Raw genomic sequence first — 12,588 nt, 5'->3', positions numbered from 1 at the left:
AGCCCGTACCGTCCGGCGCACGTGACCTCGATGTCAGTGGCGTGGGTTACGTTCGAGGGGTGAACGCATCCAGCCCCGGGCGCATCGTCCTGCTCACCACCAGCCACCGTGTCGCGCCCGGACTCCTGTCCTGGCCCGCCTGGCAGGCGCTGCACGGCGCCGACCGCGTCCTGTGCGCGGACGGCGCCCACCCGCAGCTGCCGTATCTGCGCGAGGCGGGCATCCAGGTCGAGGAGGCCGCGCCCGGCGCCCAGGAGCTGGTCGACGCCTGCGCCGGGGGGCACACGGTCACCGTCGTCGCCACCGGCGAGGGCGAACCGCGCCTGACCGACGGCCTGGCCCGGCTGGCCGGCACGGGACGCGTCCAGATGCCCGACCTCGAACTGCTCCCCGCCTCGTACGACCTTCCGGGCGCCCGCCTCCTCGACCTCGTCCAGGTGATGGACCGCATCCGCCTCGAATGCCCCTGGTCGTCGCAGCAGACCCACGAGGGCCTCGCCAAGTACGGCATCGAGGAGGCGTACGAACTGGTCGAGGCCATCGAGGAGGGCGACCGGGACGAGCTGCGCGAAGAGCTCGGCGACGTACTGCTCCAGGTCGTCTTCCACTCCCGGATCGCCGAGGAGGGCAGCCCGGAGGACGGCTCGGAGCCCTTCTCCATCGACGACGTCGCGGCCGGCATCGTCACCAAGCTGATCCACCGCCACCCGCATGTGTTCGGCGACGAGACCGCCTCCACACCCGAGGAGGTCAAGGAGCACTGGCTGCGCACCAAGGCGGTGGAGAAGCAGCGGACGTCGGTCACGGCGGGCGTCCCGCTGGGCCAGCCCGCCCTCGCACTGGCCGCGAAACTGGTCTCCCGCGCACGCACGGCGGGCCTGGACACCCCCTTGCCCCAGGGCGAGGGCATCGGCTACGAACTCCTGGCCCTGGCAGCGCAGGCGGAGAAGTCCGGCGTGGACCCGGAAGCATCCCTGAGAGCAGCGGCTCGCTCCTACCGGGACGCCATACGAGCAACAGAGTCCTGACCGTCCCTTTCCAACCCCCTCCAGGTCAGCGCCCCAAAGGGGCGCGGGGAACTGCGCGCCCGACCCCCACCGAACCCGCACCCGACGTACAAGGCCGGGGCGCAGCCCCGCCGTTCAGGGGCGCGGGGAACTGCGCGACCAGCCACGACGGACCCGCAGACAACACACCACCCCCCCAGCGGAGCGTCACCGCGGCTGGGGCCGCCGCAGCAGCCACGCTCCGGGCCCAAGGGCCCGACACCCGTCCCGGTCCCGTTCCGGCCCGGTGGTCGGGAGTTCGTCACAAAAGACCCGCCCCGGCTCCACCCCGAGCCCGGCAAGCACGGAGGAGATCCCCGACACCAACCCCGGCGGCCCCGCCAGATAGACATCGTGCCGAGCCCAGTTCGCCCGGTTCCCCAGAGCCGTCAGCAACCGCTCCGTGGCCTGGGCCTTCGGCCGCCCCGGCGCGGGCGTGAGCACGGTGACGTCCAGCCAGGGCAGCCGCGTGCGCAACCCGTCGAGCACGGCCCGGTCGTAGAGGTACGCGACATCGCGGGCGACGACGAAGAGCCGCGCCTCGTCGTACGCCCCGGACGCCCGCCCCAACTGCTCCAGCAGCGCCTTCACCGGCGCCCACCCGGTACCGGCCGCGATGAAGGTGGGGGGCCGCTCCACGGGCGTACGGAGCGTCAGCCTGCCCCCCGGCGCGCCGAGCCGCAGGACATCGCCCTCCCGGGTGCGGCGGACGAGTTCGGGCGACAGGGCACCGCCCGGGACGAGGCTGATGTGCAGATCGAGTGTGCCGTCGCAGCGGGGCGCGTTGCCGACGGAGTACGGGCGCCAGACTCCCGGGACCCGGGGGCTGCCCACGCTCACGTACTGGCCCGGCAGATGGGGGAGGGGCCGGTCCGGACGGAGCGTCAGCACGGCGAGGTCGTCCCCGCCCCCGGTGCTCCCGGGCAGTCCGGTGCGGTCGACGACCTCGGCGTCCCACCAGGACGGCTGCCCCTGGCTCTCCGACTCGTCCGCGCCCTCCAGCATGGCGTCCGTGACGAGCGCGTACGCCTCGCCCCAGGCCTTCTCCACCTCCGGGTTCCACGCCGACCCGGACACGGCGGCGAACGCGGCGATCAGGCTGTCTCCCACGGCCGTGTAGTGCTCGGGGCGCGCCAGATACTTCCGGTGGTCGCGCCCCAGTTCCCGCAGGTACTCGTGGAGTCCCGGCCCCTCCAGGCGGGCGACGACGAGCGCCAGGGCGGTGAACAGCCGGTCCCGCTGGCGTTCCTTGTCCTCGGGGGAGTCCAGCGGGAACAGGGCCCGGACATCGGGGTGGTGCCAGAACAGATGCGAGTAGAAGTACTTGAGCGCGAACTCGGCCCGCCTTTCGACGACCGCGAAACTGGTCCGGAGTATTTCGGGGTCCACGCCCGCGAATGTAGATAGCGGGGGAGCCGGACAGTCAAGAGGGGGAACATTTAGGGACAGCCCGTCATCAAACACGTAAGGCGGTCATGGTCGCGGTCGGCGCGGGAGGGTGGGCGCGGGCCGGCAGGACGCCGGGCGGGTGCGGGCCGCCCCTGCCGATACCGTCGAGGAGTGACCGAAACGCCTGCACAGCCGCCCGCGCCGACCACGGGGCAGCCCGTCCCCGAACTCTTCAGCTGGGAGTTCGCCACCGATCCCTACCCGGCGTACGCCTGGCTCCGTGAGCACGCCCCCGTGCATCGGACGAAGCTGCCCAGCGGGGTGGAGGCATGGCTCGTCACCCGTTACACGGACGCCAAGCAGGCACTGGCCGACGGCCGGCTCAGCAAGAACCCCGCCCATCACGACGGGACCGAGCACGCGAAGGGCAGGACCGGCATTCCGGGGGAGCGGAAAGCCGAGCTGATGACGCACCTGCTCAACATCGACCCGCCGGACCACACCCGGCTGCGGCGGCTCGTCAGCAAGGCGTTCACACCCCGGAGAGTGGCCGAATTCGGTTCCCGCGTGCAGGAACTGACGGACCAGCTGATCGACGGGTTCGCCGGGAAGGGCGAGGCGGACCTCATCCACGACTTCGCCTTCCCGCTCCCCATCTACGCGATCTGCGACCTCCTCGGCGTCCCGCGCGAGGACCAGGACGACTTCCGCGACTGGGCCGGGATGATGATCCGGCACGGGGGCGGGCCCAGGGGCGGTGTCGCCCGGTCGGTCAAGAAGATGCGCGGCTACCTCGCCGAGCTGATCCACCGCAAGCGCCAGGAACTCACGGACGTGCCCGCACCGGGCGAGGACCTGATCTCCGGCCTCATCCGGGCCTCCGACCACGGCGAGCACCTCAGCGAGAACGAGGCCGCGGCGATGGCCTTCATCCTCCTCTTCGCCGGTTTCGAGACAACCGTGAACCTCATCGGGAACGGCACCTACGCGCTGCTCACCCACCCCGGCCAACGGCAGCGGCTGCAGGACTCCCTCGCGGCCGGCCACACGGACCTGCTCGCGACCGGCGTGGAGGAACTGCTCCGCTACGACGGGCCCGTGGAGCTGGCCACCTGGCGGTTCGCCACCGAACCGCTCAGCGTCGGCGGACAGGACATCGCCGCCGGTGACCCCGTACTCGTCGTGCTCGCGGCGGCCGACCGCGACCCCGACCGGTTCGAGGACCCGGACACGCTCGACCTCTCCCGCCGTGACAACCAACACCTCGGTTACGGCCACGGCATCCACTACTGCCTCGGCGCGCCCCTCGCCCGGCTGGAGGGCCAGACCGCGCTGGCCACGCTGCTGACCCGGCTGCCCGACCTGCAACTGGCGGGAGATTCGGCCGATTTGAGGTGGCGTGGCGGGCTCATCATGCGTGGATTGCGCACGCTTCCGGTGGAGTTCACCCCGGTCGCGAAGTCTTGACGGAAGTCGACCGAAGTCATGGCGGCCGTAGCACCGAAGGCGACGGAAGGTGAGCCTCCGTCAACTCTGTGATCTTCACGTTATCTACGCTGCACCGACTTGTGACAAGAGTTCGAGTGCCGCTACGTTCACCCATCAATGCGGCAGGTCCGCCCGTCGCAGCAGTCACGAGCACGGCTTTCCGCCGTGCCCCGTGCGTATTCCTTGCTGTCACGCGAAAGGCAATCGCATGCTCTCCGGGAACGGCCGTCATCGTCGCCCCCGCCAGGCCCCGGCGCTCCTCGTCGCCGCCGGCGTGGCCGGATCGGCCATCGCGATCCCCCTGCTCGGTGCGAGCGGCGCGAGTGCCGCCAGCGGTACGACCTGGGACGCGGTCGCCGAGTGCGAGAGCGGCGGCTCATGGAGCGCCGACACGGGCAACGGGCTCTACGGCGGACTCCAGATGAGCCAGGAGACCTGGGAGCAGAACGGCGGCCTCGACTACGCGCCGAGCGCCGACCAGGCCAGCCGTTCGCAGCAGATAGCCGTCGCCGAGAAGATCCTCGCCAGTCAGGGGACGAGCGCCTGGGTGACCTGTGGTCTCGTCGCCGGTCTGACGCAGGACTCCGGCTCCGCCGACGTCGACACAGGCCTCGCCGAGGACGCCACGAGCCCGTCGGCCGACGCCGATACGGCAAAGGGGAGCGACAGCGCGAAGTCCGACTCGTCCACGGACGGCGACGCGAAGTCCGACGACGACTCCGCCTCGGAGTCACAGAGAACGGACAGCTCGTCCGCCGATACCAAGGCGAAGGGTGACGACTCGGACAAGTCGTCCCAGAACGACGACGCTTCGGCCGACGAGGCCGCGGACAGTTCCGGCCGCCACCGGGGCGGCAGCGCCGAAGAGGTCGACATGGCCCCCCGTGCGGACGACTACGCCGGCCGGCACGCCTCGCGCAGCGACAGCACCTCACGCGTCCTCGCCGACGAAGGCTCGTACGCGGTCCGTTCCGGCGACAGTCTCTCCAGCATCGCCGACTCCCTTGGCATCGACGGCGGGTGGAGCGAGCTCTACGCCGCGAACAAGGACAGTATCGGCTCCGACCCGGACTTCATCATCCCCGGTCAGCGCATCGCGGTCGACGGCTGAGCGAGTGTCGAGCAAGTAGTGATCAAGGCGCCGAATCGGGCGAAAAGCAGCGGCAGTTCGCGCTGAATGTCCGATTTGGCGAATTGAGACATGGATCTCAACACCCCTGATCGTCTTTGAAATTCGGCGCGGCCCGTGTCTACGGTCGTGACCGCTCGCCATTGGTGAGCCCCGACGGTCGCACGCCGAATCCTGCCAACGGCCGTACGGGAACAGTCGTCGCGTAAAGCGCCGTAGGCAGGAGCGGGGGACCCAAGGTAAGTGCCGGAGCCGGTCGTCGAGACCGGATACGGCTTGGGGTTAAGCCGCGTGACAGCAGTGTCGCGCGGCCGGGCAACTCACTCGGCCCGAACCCGACAGCTCACCTCGCAGGCGTCGGTGAGGGGATCACTTCATGCTGCTTTCGAGCAAGGGCAAGCACCGTCGCCCGTCCAAGGCCACCCGCATCGCCACGCTGGCCGGTGTCACCACCGCCGCCGTCGCCGTCCCGCTGATGGGCGCCACGGGAGCCTCCGCCGCCACCGCCTCCGAGTGGGACACCGTCGCCCAGTGCGAGTCCGGCGGCAACTGGTCGATCAACACCGGCAACGGCTACTACGGCGGCCTGCAGTTCTCGTCCTCCACCTGGGCCGCGTACGGCGGCAGCTCGTACGCCTCCACCGCCGACCAGGCCTCCAAGTCCCAGCAGATAGCCGTCGCCGAGAAGGTTCTCGCGAGCCAGGGCAAGGGTGCCTGGCCGAGCTGTGGCGTGGGCCTGTCCGGCGCCTCGACCGGTGGCTCCACCGCCCCGTCGGGCTCCGACAGCTCCAGCGGCTCCAACCAGAGCACCACGCAGCCGCAGCAGCAGAACTCGCAGTCCTCCGAGGAGCGCGCCTCGCGTTCGCAGGAGCGTCCGGCGGCGAAGAAGACCGTCGAGACCCCGACCGGCAAGAAGGTCAAGAAGGGCGACGGCGAGTACAAGGTCGTCAAGGGTGACACCCTCAGCGAGATCGCCGCGAAGGAGAAGGTCAAGGGCGGCTGGGCGAAGCTGTACAAGCTCAACGACGACATCGTCGACGACGCCGACTTCATCTTCCCGGGTCAGCAGCTGCACCTCAGCTGACGACGGCCGCACCACGGCCGGCCCGCCCTCGGCGGTTCATCGGTCGCGTCCCCGCTTCGGCGGCCCGGACATGACCGCGGGCATCACCGCGGACATCACCTCCGGTCGAGGCACTGGCCGCTCGGCCTCGACCGGACGTCCGGCCCACATCCGAATCGCGACTGAACCACAGCGCCCTCACATCCGTGTCCTCCATAGTGGGGGCCTCGTGAGGGCCACCCCCGTCCCCCACGGGCTCCCCGCTCCGGTGCGTGTTCCCCCGTACGCACCGGGGCGGGGCTTTTTTGTGCTGTTCTTTCTGCCTGTTCTTTCCGCTCGTGTCTTTGTTCCGTTCGGAAACAATTTCCTCTCGGTTCTGTCCAGGGGGCGGTCGAGGGCTGGCCGATCCCCGGCAGCCGGTTAGGCTCATCCCGCGGGGCCACCACGGCCTGCGCGCAACCGGGCCTCCGGCCCGGCACAGCTTGTGTCACATCCCAGAAGGAGATGCTCGTGCCGTCCATCGACGTCGTCGTAGCCCGGGAAATCCTGGACTCCCGAGGCAACCCCACGGTCGAGGTCGAGGTCGGCCTCGACGACGGCAGCACGGGTCGTGCCGCCGTTCCGTCCGGTGCCTCCACCGGTGCCTTCGAAGCAGTCGAGCTCCGTGACGGAGACCCCAACCGCTACCTCGGCAAGGGTGTCGAGAAGGCCGTCCTCGCCGTCATCGAGCAGATCGGCCCGGAGCTCGTCGGCTACGACGCCACCGAGCAGCGCCTCATCGACCAGGCGATGATCGACCTCGACGCCACCGACAACAAGGGCTCGCTCGGCGCGAACGCCATCCTCGGCGTCTCCCTCGCCGTCGCGCACGCCGCCTCCGAGGCCAGCGACCTGCCGCTCTTCCGCTACCTGGGCGGACCGAACGCGCACCTGCTGCCCGTCCCGATGATGAACATCCTGAACGGCGGGTCGCACGCCGACTCGAACGTCGACATCCAGGAGTTCATGATCGCGCCGATCGGCGCGGAGTCCTTCTCCGAGGCCGTGCGCTGGGGCGCCGAGGTCTACCACACCCTCAAGAAGGTCCTGAAGAGCCGCGGCCTGTCCACCGGCCTCGGCGACGAGGGCGGCTTCGCCCCGAACCTCGGCTCCAACCGTGAGGCCCTCGACCTCATCGTCGAAGCCATCAAGGAAGCCGGCTACACCCCCGGCGAGCAGGTCGCCCTCGCGCTGGACGTCGCCGCGTCCGAGTTCTACAAGGACGGCAAGTACGAGTTCGAGGGCAAGTCCCGCTCGGCCGCCGAGATGACCGAGTACTACGAGGAGCTCGTCGCCGCGTACCCGCTGGTCTCCATCGAGGACCCGCTGTACGAGGACGACTGGGCCGGCTGGAACGTCATCACCGAGAAGCTGGGCGCCAAGGTCCAGATCGTCGGCGACGACCTCTTCGTCACCAACCCCGAGCGCCTCGCCCGTGGCATCGAGGAGGGCTCCGCCAACGCCCTGCTGGTCAAGGTCAACCAGATCGGTTCGCTGACCGAGACCCTGGACGCCGTCGAGATGGCCCAGCGCAACGGCTTCAAGTGCATGATGTCCCACCGCTCCGGCGAGACCGAGGACGTCACCATCGCCGACCTCGCGGTCGCGGTGAACTGCGGCCAGATCAAGACCGGCGCCCCGGCCCGCTCGGACCGCGTCGCCAAGTACAACCAGCTGCTGCGCATCGAGGAGATCCTCGACGACGCCGCGGTGTACGCGGGCCGCTCGGCCTTCCCCCGCTTCAAGGGCTGACACCCTCGTAGGCAGCGTCGTACGTACGTCCCCGTACCCGGTCCCGTACCGTGTGCGGGGACGTACGTACGTATCGGGGAGGCGGGACAGATGGCCGTGAAGGACCGTGACCGGTTCTCCACCGCGACCAGGCTGCGGGTGCTCGGTGAGCAGACCGCCGCCCGCGTCTACCGCTCCCAGACCAAACGCCAGGCGCGCCGCTCGCGGCTGACCGGCCGTGCGGCGCTTCTCGCCCTCGTACTCTGCTCGCTCGTCGTGGCCCTCGCCTATCCCATAAGGCAGTACGTCTCCCAGCGTGCCGAGGTCGCCGACCTGCAGCGCGAGCGCGAACAGGCCCGCGAACGCGTCGAGGAGCTGCGCGACCTCAAGGCGCGCTGGCAGGACGACGCGTACGCCGAGCAGCGCATCCGGGAACGGCTGCACTACGTGATGCCGGGCGAGACCGGCTTCATCGTGATCGACCCCGACGCGGCGAAGAAGACGCGTACGGACCGGACGGCCGCCGACCGGGCCTGGTACGCCAACGTCTGGGACGGCGTCGACAAGGCCGACGCCTCCGACCAGTGAACTGAACCAGAAGGACACAGAGCCAAGGCATGGAAACGCCCCCGCCGCCCACACCGCGCACCGAGCCCACCGACGCCGACGTCGAGGCCTTCAAGCAGCAGCTCGGGCGGCCGCCGCGCGGGCTGCGCGCGATCGCGCACCGCTGCCCGTGCGGACAGCCGGACGTCGTCGAGACGGCCCCCCGGCTTCCCGACGGGACGCCGTTCCCGACGACGTACTACCTGACGTGCCCGCGTGCGGCCTCCGCCATCGGCACGCTGGAGGCGAACGGCGTCATGAAGGAGATGACGGAGCGTCTCGCCACGGACCCCGAACTGGCCAAGGCGTACCGGGCCGCGCACGAGGACTACATCGCGCGCCGTGACTCCATCGAGGTGCTCGAAGGGTTTCCCAGCGCCGGCGGGATGCCGGACCGGGTGAAGTGCCTGCACGTCCTCGTCGGGCACTCGCTGGCCGCCGGGCCGGGGGTGAACCCCCTGGGGGACGAGGCGATCGCGATGCTGCCGGAGTGGTGGCGCAAGGGGGCGTGTGTCGTGCCGACGGCAGGGTGAACCGGGGGGCGGGGTGCGCTGTGGGGTGCGGCCCGGTGGGGGCTGATCGCGCCGTTCCCCGCGCCCCTAAAAGATTGCGCCGTTCCCCGCGCCCCTGAAAGGCGGGGCTGCGCCCCGGCCCTGGCATCTAGGGGCGCGGGGAACTGCGCAGTCTTTAAAGCGGCGCGGGGAACGGCGCAAACGGGGGTTCGGGGGCGGAGCCCCTGAGTGGGACGAACGACTGGTTACAGGAGATCACCATCAAGACTCGCGTCGCCGCCGTCGACTGCGGCACCAACTCCATCCGCCTCCTCGTCGCGGACGCGGACCCCGACACCGGCGAACTCGTCGACCTCGACCGCCGCATGACGATCGTCCGCCTCGGACAGGGCGTCGACCGCACGGGCCGCCTCGCCCCCGAGGCCCTGGAGCGCACCTTCGCGGCCTGCCGCGAGTACGCCGAGGTCATCAAGGAGCACGGCGCGGAGCGCCTGCGCTTCGTGGCCACCTCCGCCTCCCGCGACGCCGAGAACCGCGACGACTTCGTGCGCGGTGTCCTCGACATCCTGGGTGTGGAGCCCGAGGTCATCTCCGGCGACCAGGAGGCCGAGTTCTCGTTCACGGGCGCCACGAAGGAACTGACGGGCCGTGACGACCTGGCCAAGCCCTACCTCGTGGTGGACATCGGCGGCGGCTCCACGGAGTTCGTCGTCGGCGACGACCACGTGCGCGGCGCCCGCTCGGTGGACATCGGCTGCGTACGGATGACGGAACGCCACCTCGTCCGGGACGGCGAGGTCACCGACCCGCCGACCGAGGAGCAGGTCCGGGCGATCCGCGCCGACATCGAGGCTGCCCTCGACCTCGCAGAGGAGTCCGTGCCCCTGCGGGAGGCCCGGACGCTGGTCGGCCTCGCCGGTTCCGTCACCACGGTCGTGGCGATCGCCCTGGAGCTCGCGGAGTACGACTCCGAGGCCATCCACCACTCCCGGGTATCCGTGGACCGGGTCCGTGAGATCACCGAGAGCCTGCTGGCCGCCACGCACGCCGAGCGCGCGGCGATCCCCTCGATGCACCCGGGCCGCGTCGACGTCATCGGCGCAGGCGCCCTCGTACTCCTCGCGATCATGGAACGAACCGGCGCGCAGGAGGTCGTGGTGAGCGAACACGACATCCTGGACGGCATCGGATGGTCGCTGGCCTGAACCGGTCCCAGGCCGAGGCCCCCTCCAGCCCCACCCCGGCGGCCTCGGCTGAGCAGGTTCGGTGACGTATGAGCGCAGTTGAGGGGCCCGGAGAGGGTCTGGAAACGACCTTCGCGGCAGCCCCGCGAGAAACTTCGTGAAGTTCTTCACAAGAGAATGGGCCCTGTTGAGGGAGGTTTTGCTCCCTCCGGGTACGCCGGGGCCCCCGGCAGCCCCCGACGCATGATCAACGGGGTGTTTCGCGGGTGCTGCGATCGTATGAAGAGGGCGGCTGGTCCAGGAGTGCGAATGGGCCCAAGTGGCAGCTCAGGCGGCATTGACAACGGGTCGCGGCGTGCACTGGTTCCCCTGCCGGGACATGACCTGGGTCACGTGAGCCGCGCAGTGTAACAGAGGGTGTGAAGGAGCTTGTGAAGGGGCGCACGAGCGACCCCCCTGGGGCGGGTGGATACTCGATGGCATGAGCACCACGGAGCGTCCCAGGATCCTCGTAGTAGGCGGTGGGTACGTAGGCCTGTACGCAGCTCGGCGCATCCTCAAGAAGATGCGCTACGGCGAGGCGACCGTCACGGTCGTCGACCCCCGGTCGTACATGACCTACCAGCCCTTCCTCCCCGAAGCAGCCGCAGGCAGCATCTCGCCTCGGCACGTCGTCGTCCCGCTGCGACGCGTGCTGCCCAAGGCGGAAGTCCTCACCGGCCGGGTCACGACCATCGACCAGGACCGCAAGGTCGCCACGATCGCCCCCCTCGTGGGCGAGGCGTACGAGCTGCCCTTCGACTACCTCGTCATCGCGATGGGCGCGGTCTCCCGCACCTTCCCGATCCCCGGCCTCGCCGAACAGGGCATCGGCATGAAGGGCATCGAGGAGGCCATCGGCCTGCGCAACCACGTCCTTGAGCAGCTCGACAAGGCCGACTCCACGACCGACGAGGACGTCCGCCGCAAGGCGCTGACCTTCGTCTTCGTCGGCGGTGGCTTCGCAGGCGCGGAGACCATCGGCGAGGTCGAGGACATGGCCCGGGACGCGGCCAAGTACTACAACAACGTCTCGCGCGAGGACATGCGCTTCATCCTCGTCGACGCCGCTGACAAGATCCTTCCCGAGGTCGGCCCCAAGCTCGGCCAGTACGGCAAGGAGCACCTCGAAGGACGTGGGGTGGAGGTCTACCTCTCCACCTCCATGGACTCCTGCGTCGACGGCCACGTGGTCCTGAAGAACGGCCTCGAGGTCGACTCCAGCACGATCGTGTGGACGGCCGGCGTCAAGCCGAACCCGGTGCTCTCCCGCTTCGGCCTGCCGCTCGGCCCCCGTGGTCACGTGGACACCGGGACGACCCTCCAGGTGCAGGGCACGGACTACATCTGGTCCGCCGGCGACAACGCCCAGGTGCCGGACCTCGTCGGCCGGAAGGCCGGCAACGAGAACGCCTGGTGCCCGCCGAACGCCCAGCACGCGCTGCGTCAGGCGCGGGTCCTCGGGGACAACGTGATCTCCGGTATGCGGGGCTTCCCGCAGAAGGAGTACAGCCACGCCAACAAGGGTGCGGTCGCCGGGCTCGGGCTGCACAAGGGCGTCGCGTTCATCGTCGTGGGCAAGATGAAGATCAAGCTCAAGGGGCGGCTGGCCTGGTACATGCACCGTGGGTACCACGGGCTGGCCATGCCGACCTGGAACCGGAAGATCCGGGTCTTCGCGGACTGGACGCTGGCCGTGTTCCTGAAGCGTGAGGTCGTCTCGCTCGGTGCGATGGAGACTCCTCGCGAGGAGTTCTACGAGGCGGCGAAGCCGGCGCCCGCGCCGGCCGCTGTCGCGAAGACGGAGGAGAAGGCGAAGGCCTCCTGACCTTCGGTCACCGTTCTGCCTGCTTGCCCCGAAGGGGCCTCCCGCCATCCGTGGTGCGGGAGGCCCCTTCGGCGTTTGTCCTCGCCCCCGCCGCCCCTACCCGTTCCCGTCCACACATGGGGGCTGCGCCCCCTCGCCCCCGTTGTCCTCAAACGCCGGACGGGCTGAGGTGTCGCCGGACGGGCTGAGATGTCGGGGGACGGACTGAGGTGGCGCGGGACGGGCTGAGGTGTCGCCGGACAGGCTGAGATGTCGGGGGACCGGCTGAGGTGTCGCCGGACGGACCGAGATGTCGCGGGACCGGCTGGGATGTCGCCCGACGGACCGAGGCCTTAGGGGCGTCCGCGACTCTTTCAGCCCGTCCGGCGTTTGAGGACGAGCGCTTCAGCGCGACGGGGGGTCTGGGGGCGCAGCCCCCAGGGGCCCAGGCACCACCCGGTTAGGGCTCGTAAAGAATCAACACGGTGGTTTTGTCTCTGTCGTGAGAGCGATGCCGTGCGCGGTTGCGTAGACGTGGAGGCCGGTGAGGGTGGT

Annotated in this window: 10 protein-coding genes and 1 riboswitch; of the genes, 9 read left to right on the top strand and 1 reads right to left on the bottom strand. The window is 70.0% G+C overall.

All coding sequences use genetic code 11. From position 1 onward, the window contains the following. Nucleotides 1-41: 41 nt before the first annotated feature. The gene (locus ACZ60E_RS40470) at nucleotides 42-1,028 is read left to right on the top strand and encodes a nucleoside triphosphate pyrophosphohydrolase (protein WP_469447148.1); all 987 of its coding nucleotides are present in this window, start codon (nucleotides 42-44) and stop codon (nucleotides 1,026-1,028) included. A gap of 186 nt (nucleotides 1,029-1,214) precedes the next feature. Here ACZ60E_RS40470 and ACZ60E_RS40465 read toward each other — a convergent pair whose 3' ends face one another. Next, nucleotides 1,215-2,435 (bottom strand): globin domain-containing protein, encoded by a 1,221-nt coding sequence (locus ACZ60E_RS40465; RefSeq protein ID WP_469447147.1) that lies wholly within the window; start codon nucleotides 2,433-2,435, stop codon nucleotides 1,215-1,217. 171 nt (nucleotides 2,436-2,606) lie between these two features. On the opposite strand from ACZ60E_RS40465, the gene ACZ60E_RS40460 reads away from it, so the two are divergent. The 8 genes from ACZ60E_RS40460 to ACZ60E_RS40425 all read left to right on the top strand — a co-directional run bounded on the left by ACZ60E_RS40460 (nucleotide 2,607) and on the right by ACZ60E_RS40425 (nucleotide 12,054). Continuing rightward, a complete protein-coding gene (locus ACZ60E_RS40460; protein ID WP_469447145.1) occupies nucleotides 2,607-3,902 on the top strand; it encodes a cytochrome P450 family protein in 1,296 nt (431 codons plus the stop codon). A gap of 229 nt (nucleotides 3,903-4,131) precedes the next feature. Further along, nucleotides 4,132-5,034, top strand: a complete 903-nt coding sequence (locus ACZ60E_RS40455) for a LysM peptidoglycan-binding domain-containing protein (protein WP_384810509.1) — start codon at nucleotides 4,132-4,134, stop codon at nucleotides 5,032-5,034. Nucleotides 5,035-5,253: 219 nt separating this feature from the next. Further along, nucleotides 5,254-5,424, top strand: a riboswitch (cyclic di-AMP (ydaO/yuaA leader). Between the two features lie 4 nt (nucleotides 5,425-5,428). Next, nucleotides 5,429-6,136, top strand: coding sequence for a transglycosylase family protein (locus ACZ60E_RS40450; RefSeq protein WP_384810511.1), 708 nt, complete (start codon nucleotides 5,429-5,431; stop codon nucleotides 6,134-6,136). A gap of 483 nt (nucleotides 6,137-6,619) precedes the next feature. Beyond that, complete coding sequence (gene eno / locus ACZ60E_RS40445; protein ID WP_384810512.1) at nucleotides 6,620-7,906, top strand: phosphopyruvate hydratase; 1,287 nt, start codon at nucleotides 6,620-6,622, stop codon at nucleotides 7,904-7,906. Nucleotides 7,907-7,996: 90 nt separating this feature from the next. Further along, nucleotides 7,997-8,473, top strand: a complete 477-nt coding sequence (locus ACZ60E_RS40440; protein WP_107015644.1) for an FtsB family cell division protein — start codon at nucleotides 7,997-7,999, stop codon at nucleotides 8,471-8,473. Nucleotides 8,474-8,502: 29 nt separating this feature from the next. After that, entirely contained in the window at nucleotides 8,503-9,024 is a 522-nt protein-coding gene (locus tag ACZ60E_RS40435; RefSeq protein ID WP_469447143.1) for a DUF501 domain-containing protein, read from the top strand. A gap of 239 nt (nucleotides 9,025-9,263) precedes the next feature. Beyond that, nucleotides 9,264-10,208 carry a Ppx/GppA phosphatase family protein gene (locus ACZ60E_RS40430; RefSeq protein WP_469447227.1) on the top strand — a complete coding sequence of 315 codons (945 nt, stop codon included), beginning with the start codon at nucleotides 9,264-9,266 and terminating at the stop codon, nucleotides 10,206-10,208. A gap of 460 nt (nucleotides 10,209-10,668) precedes the next feature. Next, nucleotides 10,669-12,054, top strand: a complete 1,386-nt coding sequence (locus tag ACZ60E_RS40425) for an NAD(P)/FAD-dependent oxidoreductase (protein WP_366788086.1) — start codon at nucleotides 10,669-10,671, stop codon at nucleotides 12,052-12,054. Nucleotides 12,055-12,588: the final 534 nt, after the last annotated feature.

This window comes from Streptomyces sp. NPDC102514 (genome assembly GCF_055584525.1).
Note: the sequence above shows the minus strand (reverse complement) of the source record. Positions and strands in the feature narration are given on the sequence as shown.